Source organism: Streptomyces sp. IBSBF 2435 (assembly GCF_036815005.1).
GTDB lineage: Bacteria > Actinomycetota > Actinomycetes > Streptomycetales > Streptomycetaceae > Actinacidiphila.
In genome coordinates, this window is record NZ_JAJSYW010000037.1 from 13836 (window position 1) to 30879 (window position 17044).

Below are 17044 nucleotides of genomic sequence, written 5' to 3' on the forward strand. Positions count from 1 at the left end.
GTCGCCCCGGCACGCGGAGAAGGCGCCTCAGGAGGTGTAGGCCTCCAGCTCGGAGAGCTGGGCTGCCGGCCAGCCGGTGTTGCCGGTGACGGTGAGCCGCAGGTAGCGGGTGCTGGTGGGGGTCAGGGTGATGGTGGCGGTGTTGCCGGTGGCCGGGTTGAGGGTGTAGCCGGCCGAGTTCTTCAGGGTGGTCCAGGTGCTGTTGTTGGTGGAGCCGAGCACGGAGAGGGTCTCGGTGCGGGTGGCCCAGGCGGTGGCCGGGGGCAGTTTGACCACGACGCGGCCGACGGTCCTGGCCGCGCCGAGGTCGACGGTGATCGACTGCGGGAAGGCGTTGTTGGTGCTCTCCCAGTAGCTGTTGGCGTTGCCGTCGACCGCGTTGCCCGCGGTGTAGACGTCGGCGTGGCCGGTGTCGCTGACCGGACGGCCCAGCGCCAGGTTGCTGTTGGCCGGCGGGGGCGTGGTCGTACCGCCCGTGGTGCCGCCCGCCGTGCTGCCGGGGCCGCTGCCGGGCTGCGGCCAGCTGTTGCAGTCGCCCCAGGTGCCGTCCCAACCGCTGTTCCCCGCGCCCTTGTTGATGGTGAAGGCGGGCAGGTTCGCCGGGTAGGAGCAGTTGTAGACGCCGGTCGCGCCGGTGCTGGTGGCCGTCACGTTGCTGATCGACGCGGAGCCCGGGGTCTCGGCCTGCACCACGACGGTGCCGGTGCCGGACGCGGTCGCGCCGCTGATCGTCACGCCGCTGACCTGGTAGCCGTGGCCGCCGCCGGAGACGAACTCGAAGTCGCTGTACGGGCTGTCGATGAAGGTGGTGTTGCTGATCCGCACATCGTTGCTGATGGCGTAGTCGTAGGAGTCGACCCGCAGCGCACCCATCGGGTGGCCCCAGTTGGGGTTCAGCGCGCCGGTGCGGATCAGGGTGTTGCCGGAGACGGTGACCGTGCCCGACAACGGGTTGAACGGCTGCAGGAAGGCCTGGTTGGAGATCGCGATGCCGCTGCCGAGCGCGTTGGTGTCGGCGATGACGTTGTTGGAGGCGGTGTTGTTGCTGCCGCCGTAGATCGCGATGCCGTTGGCCAGGTTGGGCTGCACGATGGTGTTGCCGGTGAAGGAGTTGCCGGTGTCGGGCGAGCCCAGCGACCACATGGCGAGCGAGTCGTCACCCTGGTTGCGCAGGAAGTTGTTCTTGACGGTGACGTTGTGGGCGCTGCCGTCGAGGTTCAGCCCGTCGGCGGTGGTGCCGATGATCCGGCTGTTCTGCACCACCAGGTTGTCGTTGTTGCCGGTCAGCCACAGGCCGACCTTCTCGCGCTGCACCCACATCCCGGAGACGACCGAGTTCGGGCCGAGGCTGCCGGTGATGAAGTTGTCGGGCGAGTTGTCGTTGCGGACGCTGACGTCGCCGAAGACGGCGAAGTCGTAGAGCTTGGTGTTGCCGCCCGCGGAGCCCTGGTCGATGAAGTGCGAACTGTGCACCACCGAGTACCAGTTGCCGGCGCCGCGCAGGGTGACGCCGTCGGCCGGGATCTGCGAGGTGACCTTGAAGTCGCCCTGCGGGATCCAGACCTCCTTGCCCTGTGCCCTGGCGTCGGATATCGCCTGCCGGAACGCCTGGGTGGAGTCGCCGCTTCCGCTGGCGTCGGCGCCGTCGGTGACGACGGAGACGGAGTTCGCGGGCTGGGTGGCGGCGCCCGCGACCTGCTCGAAGTCGGCCACGTCGATGGTGGCGCTGCCGGTGTCGCCCGCGTCGAGCTGGAGCTTGACCTTGGCGCCCGCGGCGGCGTTCCGGCCGAGCAGCAGCCGGGAGTCGTCGAAGAAGTGGTGCGTCTTGGCGCCGGCGATCCAGCCGGTGTCGACGTACGAATACTGCGAGGTCACCGCGAGCTTGCCGGCGATCTTGGTGCCGTCGACGTAGACCGAGACGGTGCCGGAGGCGCCGCGCGGCAGGTTCACGGCCACGTCGACCGCGTTGGCGGCCTTGGTGAGCGTGAACTCCACGTACTTGCCCTGGCCGCTGAGGGTGACCGCGCGGCGGCCGGACGCCTCGGAGGCCACGGTCGACTGCGTGTAGTCGGGTCCGACCTGCGAACCGTTGGTGGCCGCGGCCTCGGCCTCGTACTCGGTGAACGGTACGGTGGCGCCGCCGCTGACGGCGAAGGGTGAGACGGCGGCCTGTGCGGTGGGGGCGGCACTGGCCTGCTGAGTGGTCATGGCGACGGCGAGTGCGCCGGCGGCGAGCGCGGCGGCGGTCGCCGAGGCGAGCCAGACCGATGAGCGACGTCTGGTGTCCATGCGGTGGGGGGGTCCCTTCTGACGGGAGTCGCTGGTGTGACGACCGACACCCTAGGGACAGCAACCTGACGCAGCAATATGTCGACCAGGTTTCGCAAAATTTGGATGACTTGCAGAGATTCCGCAAAATCACCGCAAGAATCTTGCGCCACCTGTACTAGAATCGACGCCATGACACGACGACTTGCCGAGGTGGCAAAGAAGGTCGGGGTGAGCGAGGCCACCGTCAGCCGGGTGCTGAACGGAAAGCCCGGCGTCTCCGACGCTACCCGGGCCGCGGTCCTCACCGCCCTTGACGTGCTCGGATACGAACGGCCCACCCAGCTGCGGGGCGAACGCGCCCGGCTGGTCGGCATGGTCATGCCCGAGCTGCAGAACCCGATCTTCCCCGCTTTCGCGGAGGTGGTCGGCGGCGCGCTGGCACAGCAGGGCTTCACCCCGGTGCTGTGCACCCAGACCGCGGGCGGTGTCTCCGAGGCCGACTATGTCGAGTTGCTGCTCCAGCAACATGTCTCCGGGGTCGTCTTCTTCGGCGGGCTGTACGCCCAGGCCGAGTCGCCGCACGATCATTACGCGCGGCTCGCGGAACGCAATCTGCCCACCGTGCTGATGAACGCCGCCATCGACCATCTCGACTTCCCCCGGGTCTCCTGCGACGACGCGGTGGCGGTGGAGCAGGCGATGAACCACCTGATCTCCCTGGGCCACCAGCGGATCGCGCTGGTGCTCGGCCCGCCCGACCACGTACCGTCCCGGCGCAAACTGGCCGCCGCACGCCGGGTCGACCCGTCGGTGACCGTGGAACACGCGCTGTTCACACTGGAGGGCGGCCAGGCCGCCGCCAGCCGGCTGCTTGCGCGCGGCATCACGGCCTTCATCTGCGCGTCCGACCTGCTGGCGCTCGGCACCATAAGAGCCGCCCGCAGACGGCGGCTGTCGGTGCCGGACGACGTGTCGGTAATCGGTTACGACGACTCGTCGCTGATGAACTGCACCGAGCCGCCGCTGACCACCGTACGGCAGCCCATCGAGGCGATGGGACGGGCCGCGGTGGACCTGCTGGCCGGGGAGATCAGCGGTGCGTCGGTCGATCACGACGAGCTGTTCTTCGAGCCGGAGCTGGTAGTACGCGGTTCCACGGGACCGGCCCCGCACCAGGCCCGCATCCCGCACCCGGAGGCCCGTACGAACGTCTAGCGGTGCCCCTGGGACGGCCGTCCCGGGGGCGGAGCGCGCAGTTCCCCGTGCCGGGCGCCGGCGCGGTGCGGCTGCGCGCTCAGTCGTCTCCGCGGCGCAAACAGCACCGGCCACCGTCGTGACCAAGTCGTGTCTTTGCGAAATTCACGCGACATCTTGCGGACATCTATCGGGTTAAGTACGTTGAGCCAACCCGAGACGGTGGCGCGCACCTGGGCCGGACATCATGTGCATCAAGCGCCGCGGGGGTCCCAGATCGCAGTCCAACGACGCGCAGTGGTTCAGGGGAAGGGTTTGATCATGAGCAGAATCCGCTACCGCAGACTGGTGGCAGTGGCGCTGGTCGCAGGCATCGGATTGACCGGTGCCGCGTGCTCCTCCAGCGACAAGAAGGACGACAACGGCAGCAAGACCAGCAGCTCCGGCGCCGGTACCCCCTTGGACCCGAAGACCAAGGTGACGATCAGCGTCGACTGCATGCCGCCCACCACGAAGAAGCCCGAGCGGAAGCAGTGGCTCGACGACATCGCCGAGTTCCACAAGACCTACCCGAACGTGACCATCAACAGCAAGGACACGTTCCCCTGCGAGGACACGGACAAGTTCACGGCCCAGCTGCAGGGCCAGTCCGAGACCAACGTCTTCTACAGCTACGTCACGGACCTCAACCAGGTCCTGGACGCGGGCCAGGCCGCTGACATCACCGACTACGTCAACGACAAGACGGTCCCGAACCTCAAGGACATCGACCCCAACGTCCTGGCGATCCTCAAGGACAGCGGCAAGCTCTACGGCCTCCCGACGACCAACTACTCGATGGGCCTGATCTACAACCGCAAGATCTTCAAGGACGCCGGCCTCGACCCCGACAAGCCGCCGACCACCTGGGACGAGATCCGTACCGACTCCAAGGTCATCCAGGACAAGCTCGGCAGCAAGGGCATCCACGGCTTCTTCGAGTACGGCGCCGGCAACCAGGGCGGCTGGCACCTGACCTCGGCGCTGTACGGCGCGGGCAACAACGTGGTCAGCGAGGACGGCACCAAGGCCGCGTTCAACGGCCCCGAGGCCACCTCGATCCTGCAGACCATCCACGACATGCGCTGGGTGGACAACAGCATGCCCTCCAGCGCCGGCAAGGAGTGGGGCGAGAGCCAGAAGGCGATGGGCGCCGGCCAGATCGGCATGTACCTCGCCGCGCCGGACGACATCCAGCTCATGGTCCAGCAGTACGGTGCCAACTTCGACGACCTGGGCATGGCGCCGATCCCCGGCGGCAAGACCTCGCTGATGGGCGGCAACGACTACTTCTTCAAGAAGTCGGACTCGCCGGACCAGATCAAGGCCGGTATCGCCTGGATCAACTTCAAGTTCCTGACCCTGAAGAAGGGCCAGTTCAACTACGGGCGCAACAAGGCCGACGGCATCCCGGTCGGCCTGCCGCAGCCCTTCTTCTTCACCGGCCAGGCCAAGGCCACGGACACCGCGGACAAGACCCAGTACGCGACCGTGCCGGTGGCGAACTACAAGTCCTACGTGGACGCGCAGGTCCCGGTGAAGGGTGAGCCGCCGAACGCGCAGAAGCTCTACACCGTGCTCGACACCGTGATGTCCGGCGTGCTGAGCAACAAGAACGCCGATGTCAGCAAGCTGCTCTCGTCCGCCGAGACGCAGGCGAACCAGCTGCTGGCCGCCGGCCAGTAACAGCACAGCCCCCCGGGGGGGGGGGGGGGGGGGGGGGGGGGGGGGGGGGGGGGGGGGGGGGGGGGGGCGCCCCCCCCCCCCCCCCCCCCCCCCCCCCCCCCCCCCCCCCCCCCCCCCCCCCCGGCGCGGCACGGACCTCTTGCACCGCTTCCAGCCGAGGAGCCTTCATGGCGGCGACGACCGTCCCCGACAAAACAACCAGGCGCCACGCCGGGCGCGCCGCAGGTCCTAAGGCCCAAGGCGGCCGGGGCGGCCTGAGCCGCAAGCTGAGCCAGAACCTCCAGGCCTACGGGTTCCTCATCGGGGCGATCCTCTGCTTCGGGTTCTTCTCCTGGTACCCGATGGTCCGGGAGTTCATCATGAGCTTCCAGCAGACCAAGCGCGGGGTGACCAGCTGGGTCGGTTTCCACAACATCAAGACCGTCTACCACGACCCGTACTTCTGGACGGCGTGGAAGAACACCGGGCTCTTCACGCTCTACGCGCTGGTGATCGGCTTCGCCGTTCCGTTCTTCGTGGCGATCCTGCTCAACGAACTGCGGCACGCACGGGCCTATCTGCGGGTTCTGGTGTACCTGCCCGTCATGCTCCCGCCGGTGGCGGGCGCGCTGCTTTTCAAGTACTTCTACAACCCCGAATACGGGCTGTTCAACCGCATTCTCAAGATCTTCCACCTGCCGACGTCGCAATGGCTCGACTCGTCGCACACCGCGCTGATCTCGGTGGTCATCGCGGCGACCTGGATGAGCATGGGCAGCGCCACCCTGATCTACCTGGCGGCGCTGCAGAACATCCCCGGTGAGCTGTACGAGGCCGCCGACCTGGACGGCGCGGGCCTGTGGAGCAAGATCTGGCACGTCACGATCCCGCAGACCAAGCTGGTGCTCTCGCTCATGCTGCTGCTCCAGATCGTGGCGACCATGCAGGAGTTCACCAACGTCTTCTTGATGGCCGGCGGAAACGGTCCCGAGAATTCCACGATGACCGTGGTCTACATGGTCTACCAGTACGGCTACCGCTACAACAATTTCGGTGGCGCGGCCGCACTCGGCCTCTTCCTGCTCCTGGTACTCGCCGGATTCTCCGGCCTGTACGCACGGCTCAACCGGAACAGCGACTAGGACGGATCACGATCATGGCAGAGTTCTCCTCCGCGAACCGGACGCTGATCTCGTCCGCGACCCTGGCCAGGCCCCGGGGCAAGGCCATCTACTGGACCGTGCTGTCCGTGGTGCTCGTGGTCTTCACGCTGGTCTTCCTCGGGCCGCTGTACTGGATGGCCACCAGCGGTTTCAAGTCGGTGCACGAAGTGCTGCAGAACCCGCCGACGCTCATACCGAAGGACCCGCACCCGTCGAACTACAAGACGGCCTGGACCCAGCTCAAGCTCGCCAAGCTGCTGTGGAACACCTTCTACTACGCCTTCGGCGCGCTGGCCTTCCAGCTGGTCTTCGACGTGGCCGCAGCCTACGCGCTGTCCAAGCTGCGTCCTGTGCTCGGCAACATCGTGCTCGGCGGCATGCTCGCCACCTTGATGATCCCGTCGGCGGTGCTGATCATCCCGCAGTACATGACGGTGCTCGACCTGCCGCTGCTGCACGTCAACCTGATCAACCACCCGTGGGCGATCTGGCTGCCGACGGTCGCCAACGGCTTCAACATCTTCCTGCTCAAACGATTCTTCGACTCGATCCCCGACGACCTGATGGCTGCCGCGGCCATCGACGGGGCCGGGCCGACCCGCACCCTGCTGTCGATCGTGCTGCCGATGTCCCGGCCGATCCTCGGCGTCGTGTCGATCTTCGCGGTGGTCAACGTCTGGAAGGACTTCCTCTGGCCGATGCTGGTGGAGCCCGACCCGTCGAAGCAGCCGATCAACATCGGTATCAACTCGCTCTCGCAGGGCGTACCGCAGAACGTGCTCATCGCCGCACTGGCCATCTCCGCGCTGCCGACCCTGCTGATCTTCCTGCTCTTCCAACGCAACATCATGTCCGGCCTGACCGCCGGCAGCCTCAAGGGCTGACCGGCCCATGAGGCCGCGCAGCCTTCCGTAACGCACCACCCCACAGCACTCCGCCGCCGGTCCTCATGCCCACATCCCCGCCTCCTGGGGCCGGCGGCGGGGTCCCACCTGCCCGAAAGGACGTTGACGTGGCAGACACCCCTCAGCCCGAGGCCGACGAGAACTGGTGGCGCGGCGCGGTCATCTACCAGGTCTATCCGCGGAGCTTCGCCGACAGCAACGGTGACGGGACCGGTGATCTCGCCGGCGTGCGGTCCCGGCTGCCGTACCTGGCCGAGCTGGGCGTCAACGCTCTGTGGTTCTGTCCGTGGTATCCGTCCCCGATGGCCGACGGCGGCTACGACGTCGCCGACTACCGGGACGTCGAGCCGGTCTTCGGGACGCTGGCCGAGGCGGAGAAGCTGATCTCCGAGGCCCTCGCGCTGGGCATCAGGACGATCATCGACGTCGTGCCGAACCACATATCCGCCGCGCACCCGTGGTTCCGCGAGGCGCTGGCCGCCGGCCCCGGGTCGGCGGCGCGGGAACGCTTCTGGTTCCGCCCCGGCCGCGGCGAGCACGGTGAGCTGCCGCCGAACAACTGGCCGTCGCAGTTCGGCGGCCCGGCGTGGACCAGGACCACCAACCCGGACGGCACACCGGGCGACTGGTTCTTGAACCTCTTCGACTCCGAGCAGCCCGACCTCAACTGGAACTTCCCCGAGGTCCGCGCGGAGCACGAGGACATCCTGCGGTTCTGGTTCGACCGCGGGGCCGGCGGAGTCCGCATCGACTCGGCCGCCATGGTCTCCAAGGACCCCGGCCTGCCCGACCTGACCGACGAGCCGGGCGTACCGCACCCGTACGTCGACCGCGACGAGCTGCACGGCATCTACCGCGGCTGGCGGCGGATCGCCGACTCCTACCCGGGTGCGCGCATCCTGGTCGGCGAGGTGTGGCTGCCCGACGCGGAGCGCTTCGCGCGCTACCTGCGGCCGGACGAGATGCACACCGCGTTCAACTTCGACTTCCTGGCCTGCCCCTGGGAGGCCGACCGGCTGCGGACGTCCATCGACACGACGCTGGCCGCGCATGCCCCGGTGAGCGCGCCCGCCACCTGGGTGCTGTGCAACCACGATGTGACGCGGACGGTGACGCGCTACGGACGGGCCGACACCGGTTTCGACTTCGCCACGAAGGCCTTCGGCATCCCGACCGACCTGGAACTCGGCACCCGGCGGGCACGGGCCGCGGCCCTGCTCACCCTGGCGCTGCCCGGCTCGGTCTACCTCTACCAGGGCGAGGAGCTGGGGCTGCCCGAGGTCGAGGACATCCCGCTGAACAAGCTCCAGGACCCGATGTACCTGCGGTCCGCCGACACCAACCCGGGCCGGGACGGCTGCCGGGTCCCGCTGCCGTGGGCCGGCTCGACCGCTCCGTTCGGCTTCAGCCCGGCCGGCACCACCGCCGAGCCGTGGCTGCCGCAGCCGGCCGACTGGGCCGACCGCACCGCCGAGGCGCAGTCCGCCGACCCTGACTCGATGCTGTCGCTCTACCGGGCGGCGCTGCGCCTGCGGCAGGCGGAGCCGGGCCTGGGCGACGGTACGTTCTCCTGGCTGGAGTCGGCCCCGGGCGTCCTGGCCTTCCGCCGCTCCCCCGGGTTCGTCTGCGTGCTGAACCTGGCGGACGCGCCCGCGGAGCTGCCCGAGCACACCGAAGTCCTGCTGACCAGCGGGCCGCTCGCGGAGGGCCGCCTGCCCGCCGACACGGCCGCCTGGCTGCGCACCTGATCCTCGCGCCCGGTGGGCGCCCCCTTCCGGGGCGCACCCCGGGGGCGACGTGACCGGGCCAACAGCGACATTGTGTCGAGGTGACGATTAGACTGGGGCCGTGCCTCAACTACGACTCGCCCTGAATCAGATCGACGCCCGCGTCGGCGACATCGCCGGGAACGCCGAGTCGGTCCTGCGCTGGTCCCGGCATGCCGCCGGGCAGGGAGCCCACCTCGTGGCGTTCCCCGAGATGATGCTCACCGGCTACCCGGTGGAGGACCTGGCCCTGCGGTCGTCCTTCGTCGAGGCGAGCCGCACCGCGCTGGTCGAACTGGCCGAGCGGCTGGCCGCCGAGGGCCTCGGCGAGCTGCCGGTCGTGGTCGGCTACCTGGGCCGCAGCGAGAACGCGCGGCCCCGCTTCGGCCAGCCGGCCGGCGCCCCGCAGAACTGCGCGGCGGTGCTGCACGGCGGCAAGGTCGCGCTGCGCTTCGCCAAGCACCACCTGCCCAACTACGGCGTCTTCGACGAATTCCGCTACTTCGTGCCCGGCGACACCATGCCGGTGATCCGGGTCCGCGGTGTGGATGTGGCGCTGGCCATCTGCGAGGACCTGTGGCAGGACGGTGGCCGGGTGCCGGCCGCCCGCTCGGCGGGCGCGGGCCTGCTGCTGTCGGTCAACGCCTCCCCCTACGAGCGGGACAAGGACGACAGCCGGCTGGAACTGGTCCGCAAGCGGGCCCAGGAGGCCGGCTGCACCCTGGTGTACCTGGCGATGGTCGGCGGCCAGGACGAGCTGGTCTTCGACGGTGACACGATCGCGGTGTCGCAGAGCGGTGACGTCATCGCGCGGGCGCCGCAATTCACCGAGGACTGCGTCATCCTCGACCTCGACCTGCCGGCCGCGTCGCCGCAGCCGCCGTCCGGCCGGGTGGACGACGGCCTGGAGATCCGCCATGTGACGCTGTCCGAGGAGCCGGTGGCCGGCTACGCCCCGCAGTTCGCCGGCGAGGTCGCCGAGCGTCTGGAGGACGCCGCCGAGGTCTACGGAGCGCTGGTCACAGGCCTGCGCGCGTACGTCGAGAAGAACGGCTTCCGCTCGGTGCTGATCGGGGTGTCGGGCGGTATCGACTCGGCCCTGGTCGCGGCCATCGCCTGCGACGCGGTCGGCGCGGCCAACGTCTACGGGGTCTCGATGCCGTCGGCCTACTCCTCGGACCACTCCCGCGGCGACGCCGCCGAGCTGGCCCGCAGGACCGGCCTGAACTTCCGTACGGTGCCGATCGCGCCGATGTTCGACGCCTATATGGCGTCGCTGTCGCTGACCGGGCTCGCCGAGGAGAATCTGCAATCCCGGCTGCGCGGGGTGACGTTGATGGCGATCTCCAACCAGGAGGGCCACATCGTGCTCGCGCCGGGCAACAAGAGCGAGCTGGCGGTGGGCTATTCGACGCTGTACGGCGACTCGGTGGGGGCGTACGGCCCGATCAAGGACGTCTACAAGACCACCGTCTTCCGGCTGGCCCGCTGGCGCAACGCGGCGGCCGCGGCGCAGGGCGAGACCCCGCCGATCCCGGAGAACTCGATCAGCAAGCCGCCGAGCGCGGAGCTGCGCCCGGGCCAGGTGGACACCGACTCGCTGCCGGACTACGACGTGCTCGACCGGATCCTGGAGCTGTACGTGGACCGCGACCAGGGCCGGGAGGCGATCATCGCGGCCGGCTTCGACGAGGAGCTGGTGACCCGGATCCTCAAGCTCACCGACACCGCCGAGTACAAGCGGCGGCAGTATCCGCCGGGCACGAAGATCTCCGCGAAGGGCTTCGGCAAGGACCGCAGGCTCCCCATCACCAACCGCTGGCGCGAGGGCGACAGGCCTTAGTCCTCGGGCAGTTGGAGGCGGGCGGCGACCGGGAGGTGGTCGCTGCCCGTCCTCGGCAGGGTCCAGGAGGACCTGGGCTCCGCGCCCTTGACCATGATCTGGTCGATCCGCGCCATCGGCTCGCCGGCCGGCCAGCTGAATCCCATGCCGTTGCCCGCGGCGCCCTGCGTGGAGCGCATCTGCGAGGTGACCGAGGCCAACGCCCGGTCGTTCATGGTGCCGTTGAGGTCGCCGAGCAGGACGACGCTGTGCAGCGACTCCGCCGCGATGGCCTCGCCGAGCGCGTTGGCGGCGCTGTCGCGCTGCCCGGCGGTGAAGCCGGCGTCGAACTTCACCCGCACGGACGGCAGATGGGCGACGTAGACCGCGACCTTCCCGTCGGGCGTGCTGACCGCGGCCCGCATCGCCCGGGTCCAGCCCATCTTGATGTCCACCGGCCGCACCCCGCTCAGCGGGTACTTGCTCCACAGCCCGACCGTGCCCTGCACCGAGTGGTACGGATACGCCGCCGCGAGATCGTGCGCGTACCGGGGCGCCTCGCTCTCGGCCAGCTCCTCCAGCGCGAGGACGTCGGCCCCGGCCGCGATCAGGTCCTTGGCGGTGCCGTCGGGGTCCGGGTTCTCGGCGTTGACGTTGTGCGTCGCCACGGTCAGGTCGCCGCCGGACGAGGACTTGTCGGTGAGCAGCCCGCCGAACAGGTTGAGCCACACCAGGGTCGGCAGCAGCAGGGCGATCAGGGCGGTTGTCGAGCGGCGCAGCACCGCGAGTACGAACAGCACCGGCAGCGCGACGCCCAGCCAGGGCAGGAACGTCTCCAGCAGGCTGCCCAGATTGCCGATCCGGTTGGGGATGTCGGAGTGGAAGAACAGCACTCCGGTGAGCAGGACGCACAGGGCGGCGAGCACGATCCCGCGCCGCCACATTCCGGCGGGCCGCCACCAGCGCAGGAACCGCCGCACCGCACGGTCCCGTCCGCCGGCGTCGGCGCGGTCCTGCGTACCGTCGCCGCCCGCGGTCGCGTCCGTGCTGCTCTGCGCCTGGGTCATGTGGATCCTCGCTGCCTTGCCGGGTGCACTGCCGACCTTAGGGGATCGGTATGTGAACCGACGGCCCCCGCACCCGTGCGGGTTCCCCCGGCCGTCCCATACGCCCCGCTTGTGACAAAACCCTTACGTGCGGCGGCACCCGGCGGCGGCACCCGGCACGTGCGTCAGGGCGGCGGGGCGATGCCGCGCAGGATCAGGTCGACCACGCGCTCGGAGAGCCCTTCGCCCAGGGACGCGCCCTGGTGGAAGGCGGTCCTGGTGAGCAGCGGGCCGGTGACGAAGTCGATCAGCAGCTCGATGTCGGCGCCCAGTTCCGGCCGTACCGCCCCGACGGCGATGCCCTCCTCCAGCAGCCGCCCGAGGGCGGCGCGCCGGGTGGCGATGACCGTGTCGTGGTAGCGCTGCCACAGCGCGGGGTTGTTCTGGATCTGGGTCAGCATGTTGCGCAGCATCGCGGATTCGCGCTTGGCCAGGCCCCGCTTGCGTATCGACTCCACCGCGACCACCAGGTCGTCGCGGAAGGACGTGCCGGGCAGCGCCGGCAGCACGGGGGTGTCTATCGCGGCCAGCACGTCGAGCAGCAGCGCGTCCTTGCTCGCCCACCGCCGGTAGACGGTGGCCTTGCCGACACCGGCCTCGCGGGCGATACCCTCCATCGTCAGATCGCCGAAGGTCGTGCCGTCGGCGATGAGCCCCAGGACCGTCTCGACGACCTTGTGCCCGACGGCCGCGTCGCGCGGTCGCCCGCGCGGCACGGCCGTCGTATCCGGGGCCCTCATTGCTCGGCACCGGCCATCGTCAGCTCCGCCTCACCGCCGGGCGCGGCGGCCGCGGGCACGGGCTTGGCGGGCAGGTAGAACAGGACGATGAGCGCGCCGAACAGGGCGGCGCCGCCCGAGGCCGCCGCCGTGACGTGCATGGCGTGGATGAAGGCGTGGTGGGCCGGCTCGACCAGCACCTGCCCCTTGGGGCCGAGCTTCGCGGCGACGCCGAGCGTGGCCTCGATGGACTCCCCCGCCGAGTGCCGGGCGGGCGCGGGCAGGCTGTCGAGGTGGCCGCGGATGCTGTCGCGGTAGACCGTGGACATCACCGAGCCCAGCACGGCGACCCCGATCGCGCCGCCGACCTGCCGGAAGACGTTGTTGACGGCCGATCCGGAACCGGCCTTCTCGCGCGGCAGCGCCGACATGATCATCACGGTGGCGGGCGGCATGACGTGCGCCATGGCCGCGCCCATCAGGAAGAACAGCACCTCCATGACCCAGATCGGGGTGTCCGTGTCCAGCAGCAGGAAGCCGAGAAAGGCCAGCCCGGTCATCGCCATGCCGCCCGTGCAGACCGCCCTGGCGCCGAACTTGTCTACCAGCAGCCGCGCCCTGGGCGCGAAGACCATCTGCGCGGCGGCCAGCGGGAGCAGCAGCAGGCCGGACTGCAGGGCGCTGTAGCCGCGGACGGACTGGATGTAGAAGACCATGAAGAAGGTCACGCCCATCAGGGCGAAGAAGATCAGGCCGATAGCGGCGACCGACGCGGAGAACTGCCGGTTCTTGAAGTACGTCACGTCCAGCGCCGGGTGGTCGCTGCGCTTCTCGTACCAGACGAAGCCGGCCAGGATCAGCAGGCCGGCGACCGAGGTCGCCCACACCTCGGGCTCGGTGAAGTCGCCCGCCTGGCCGCCCTTGATGATGCCGTAGACGAGCAGGACCAGGCCCGCCACGGACAGCCCGACGCCGACCGGGTCGAGCCGGCCGGGCTTGGGGTCCTTGGAGTCGGGGACGAGGATGAACATCGCGATCAGGCCGGCGACCACGATCGGCACGTTGACCAGGAAGACCGAGCCCCACCAGAAGTGCTGGAGCAGCAGTCCGCCGGTGATCGGCCCGACGGCGATGCCGAGGCCGACGACGCCGGCCCAGATGCCGATCGCCTTCGGCTGCTCCTCGCGCTGGAAGACGTTCATGATGATGGCCAGCGTCGCGGGCATGATGAACGCGCCGCCGATGCCCATCAGCCCGCGCCAGGCGATCAGTTCGCCCGCCGAGCTGGACACCGCGGACAGCGCGGAGCCGACGCCGAAGATCAGCATGCCGGCCAGCAGCACCTTCTTGCGCCCGAGCCGGTCGCCGAGCAGGCCGGCGGTGAACAGTATCCCGGCGAAGACCAGGGTGTAGGAGTTGATCGCCCATTCCAGCTGACTCTGCGTCGCCCCGAGCCCGGTCGGCTTGGGCTGCGCGATCGTCTTCATCGCCACGTTGAGGATCGAGTTGTCCAGCACCACGACGAGCAGACTGAACAGCAGCACGGTGAGGATCGCCCAGCGTCGGCGGTGTATCGCCTCCGGGACGGCAAAAGTCGCATTGTCGGCCATGCGTGCCAGCGTAAGCGGCACTTACGATACGGGGGTGTCTCGTATCGTAAAGTCCGGGTAAAACCGGTTCGGGCCTGTGCCGCGGGGTGTGCGGCACCGTCCGCGGCAGGTCGGTCACAAATGGAGAAGCGCGCGCCGCGGCCCGCCCGTAGCGTGACAGCATGGCCGCTCCGACGGGGGCGGCCATGGGACAGCGGCACCGCGCGACGGACGGAGACACGATGACCACGGCCAGGAGGAAGGGCGCGAAGCCGCCGGCGGGGGACGGCGCGGACAGCCACGACCTGATCCGCGTGCACGGCGCCCGCGTGAACAACCTCAAGGACGTCAGCATCGGGATCCCGAAGCGCCGGCTGACGGTCTTCACCGGTGTGTCGGGGTCGGGCAAGAGCTCCCTGGTGTTCGGCACCGTCGCCGCCGAGTCGCAGCGGCTGATCAACGAGACCTACAGCGCCTTCGTGCAGGGCTTCATGCCGACGCTGGCGCGGCCCGACGTCGATGTGCTCGAAGGGCTGACGACCGCGATCGTGGTCGACCAGCAGCGGCTGGGCGCCGACCCGCGCTCCACCGTCGGCACCGCCACGGACGCCAACGCGCTGCTGCGGATCCTGTTCAGCCGGCTCGGGCAGCCGCACATCGGCCCGCCCAGCGCGTACGCCTTCAACGTGCCCTCGGTCCAGGCCAGCGGTGCGATGACCGTCGAGCGCGGCGCCAGGAAGGCGGTGAAGGTCACCTACCACCGCACCGGCGGCATGTGCCCGAACTGCGAGGGCCGCGGCACCGTCTCCGACATCGACCTCACCCAGCTCTACGACGACTCCAAGTCGATCGCCGGGGGCGCGTTCACCATCCCGGGCTGGACGGCGGACAGCTTCTGGACGGTACGGGTCTATGCCGAGTCCGGTGTGCTCGACCCGGACAAGCCGATCCGCACGTTCACCAAGCGGGAGATGCACGACTTCCTCCACAAGGAGCCGACCAAGGTCAAGGTCGAGGGCGTCAACCTCACCTACGAGGGGCTGATCCCGAAGATCCAGAAGTCGATGCTGTCCAAGGACAAGGAGTCGCTCCAGCCGCATATCCGGGCGTTCGTGGAGCGGGCGGTCACCTTCACCACCTGTCCCGAGTGCGACGGCACCCGGCTCGCGGAAGGCGCCAGGTCATCGAGGATCGACGGGGCGAGCATCGCCGACGCGTGCGCGATGCAGATCAGCGACCTGGCCGAGTGGGTGCGCGGCCTCGACGAGCCGTCGGTGGCGCCGCTGCTGGCCACGCTGGGCGACAGCCTCGACTCGTTCGTGGAGATCGGCCTGGGCTATCTCTCGCTCGACCGCCCGGCCGGCACCCTGTCGGGCGGCGAGGCGCAGCGGGTCAAGATGGTCCGCCACCTCGGCTCGCCGCTCACCGACGTCACCTACGTCTTCGACGAGCCGACCATCGGGCTGCACCCGCACGACATCCAGCGGATGAACGGCCTGCTGCTGCGGCTGCGGGACAAGGGCAACACGGTGCTGGTCGTGGAGCACAAGCCGGAGACGATCGTGATCGCGGACCACGCGGTCGACCTCGGCCCCGGCGCCGGCGCGGACGGCGGCACCGTCTGCTTCGAGGGCACCGTCGAGGAGCTGCGCGCCAGCGGCACCGTCACCGGCCGCCACCTGGACGACCGGGCCGTCCTCAAGAAGGCGGTACGCGAGCCGGCCGGCGTGCTGGAGATCCGCGGCGCCGGCACGCACAACCTGCGGGACGTCGACGTCGACGTCCCGCTCGGGGTGCTCACCGTCGTGACCGGCGTCGCCGGCTCCGGCAAGAGCTCGCTCGTGCACGGCTCGATCCCGGCGGGCGCCGACGTGGTCGCGATCGACCAGAGCCCGATCCGCGGCTCGCGCCGCAGCAATCCGGCCACGTACACGGGGCTGCTCGACCCGGTCCGCAAGGCGTTCGCGAAGGCCAACGGCGTCAAGCCGGCGCTCTTCAGCGCCAATTCCGAGGGCGCCTGCCCCACCTGCAACGGCGCCGGCGTCGTCTACACCGACCTGGCGATGATGGCCGGTGTCGCGAGCGTCTGCGAGGAGTGCGGGGGCAGGCGGTTCCAGGCGTCGGTGCTCGAATACCGCTTCGGCGGCCGGGACATCAGCGAGGTACTCGCGATGTCGGTGACCGAGGCCGAGGAGTTCTTCGGCTCGGGCGACGCCCGTACGCCCGCCGCGCACACCGTCCTCACCCGGCTCGCCGACGTGGGCCTGGGCTACCTCAGCCTCGGCCAGCCGCTCACCACGCTGTCCGGCGGCGAGCGGCAGCGCCTGAGACTGGCCACGCACATGGCGGACAAGGCCGGCGTCTACGTCCTGGACGAACCGACCTCGGGCCTGCACCTCGCCGACGTCGAACAGCTCCTCGCCCTGCTCGACCGCCTTGTCGACGCCGGCAAGTCCGTCATCGTCGTGGAGCACCACCAGGCGGTCATGGCGCACGCCGACTGGATCATCGACCTCGGCCCCGGCGCCGGCCACGACGGCGGCCGGATCGTCTTCGAGGGCACCCCCGCCGACCTGGTCGCCGCCCGCTCCACCCTCACCGGCGAGCATCTGGCGCAATACGTCGGCGGGTGAGCGGCAGCTGTCGTTCCCGGCGCACCGGCCGGTGGCCGGCTGAGCGCGCAGTTCCCCGCGCCCCTTCGGGGCACCCCTTGGCGGAGGGGGACCGCACAGCCGCTGGACCTCACCGTCGCGCAGTACGCGGCCCTCTTCGGGCCGGCCGGCAGCCCCGGTATCTCGGCCGCCG

Annotated in this window: 11 protein-coding genes; 7 read left to right on the forward strand and 4 right to left on the reverse strand. The window is 69.8% G+C overall.

Annotation, left to right across the window (positions count from 1 at the left end; genetic code table 11):
• Nucleotides 1–27: 27 nt before the first annotated feature.
• Complete coding sequence (locus tag V7E46_RS10250; protein WP_333768125.1) at nt 28–2289, reverse strand: galactose-binding domain-containing protein; 2262 nt, start codon at nt 2287–2289, stop codon at nt 28–30.
• 171 nt (nt 2290–2460) lie between these two features.
• Here V7E46_RS10250 and V7E46_RS10255 point away from each other — a divergent pair, with 171 nt between their 5' ends.
• The 6 genes from V7E46_RS10255 (at nt 2461) to V7E46_RS10280 (ending at nt 10846) form a co-directional block, all read left to right on the forward strand.
• Nucleotides 2461–3486, forward strand: coding sequence for a LacI family DNA-binding transcriptional regulator (locus V7E46_RS10255; protein WP_333768126.1), 1026 nt, complete (start codon nt 2461–2463; stop codon nt 3484–3486).
• A 300-nt stretch (nt 3487–3786) separates the two neighbouring features.
• Nucleotides 3787–5190 (forward strand): ABC transporter substrate-binding protein, encoded by a 1404-nt coding sequence (locus V7E46_RS10260; protein WP_333768127.1) that lies wholly within the window; start codon nt 3787–3789, stop codon nt 5188–5190.
• A 167-nt stretch (nt 5191–5357) separates the two neighbouring features.
• Nucleotides 5358–6311 carry a carbohydrate ABC transporter permease gene (locus V7E46_RS10265; RefSeq protein WP_329179521.1) on the forward strand — a complete coding sequence of 318 codons (954 nt, stop codon included), beginning with the start codon at nt 5358–5360 and terminating at the stop codon, nt 6309–6311.
• A gap of 14 nt (nt 6312–6325) precedes the next feature.
• A complete protein-coding gene (locus tag V7E46_RS10270; protein WP_329179519.1) occupies nt 6326–7216 on the forward strand; it encodes a carbohydrate ABC transporter permease in 891 nt (296 codons plus the stop codon).
• A gap of 65 nt (nt 7217–7281) precedes the next feature.
• A complete protein-coding gene (locus tag V7E46_RS10275; RefSeq protein ID WP_443054106.1) occupies nt 7282–8985 on the forward strand; it encodes a glycoside hydrolase family 13 protein in 1704 nt (567 codons plus the stop codon).
• A 100-nt stretch (nt 8986–9085) separates the two neighbouring features.
• Nucleotides 9086–10846, forward strand: coding sequence for an NAD+ synthase (locus V7E46_RS10280; protein ID WP_329179515.1), 1761 nt, complete (start codon nt 9086–9088; stop codon nt 10844–10846).
• On the opposite strand, the gene V7E46_RS10285 is transcribed toward V7E46_RS10280, so the two are convergent.
• The 3 genes from V7E46_RS10285 to V7E46_RS10295 all read right to left on the reverse strand — a co-directional run bounded on the left by V7E46_RS10285 (nt 10843) and on the right by V7E46_RS10295 (nt 14260).
• Entirely contained in the window at nt 10843–11769 is a 927-nt protein-coding gene (locus V7E46_RS10285; protein ID WP_443054109.1) for an endonuclease/exonuclease/phosphatase family protein, read from the reverse strand. The two genes, V7E46_RS10280 and V7E46_RS10285, sit on opposite strands and share 4 nt — an antisense overlap.
• A 287-nt stretch (nt 11770–12056) precedes the next feature.
• The gene (locus tag V7E46_RS10290) at nt 12057–12671 is read right to left on the reverse strand and encodes a TetR/AcrR family transcriptional regulator (protein WP_329179511.1); all 615 of its coding nucleotides are present in this window, start codon (nt 12669–12671) and stop codon (nt 12057–12059) included.
• Complete coding sequence (locus tag V7E46_RS10295; RefSeq protein ID WP_333768129.1) at nt 12668–14260, reverse strand: MFS transporter; 1593 nt, start codon at nt 14258–14260, stop codon at nt 12668–12670. Before V7E46_RS10295 ends, V7E46_RS10290 begins: the two co-directional genes overlap by 4 nt.
• A 221-nt stretch (nt 14261–14481) precedes the next feature.
• Here V7E46_RS10295 and V7E46_RS10300 point away from each other — a divergent pair, with 221 nt between their 5' ends.
• Nucleotides 14482–16872: an excinuclease ABC subunit UvrA gene (locus V7E46_RS10300; RefSeq protein WP_333768150.1), complete on the forward strand. Its 2391-nt coding sequence runs from the start codon at nt 14482–14484 to the stop codon at nt 16870–16872.
• Nucleotides 16873–17044 lie beyond the last annotated feature (172 nt).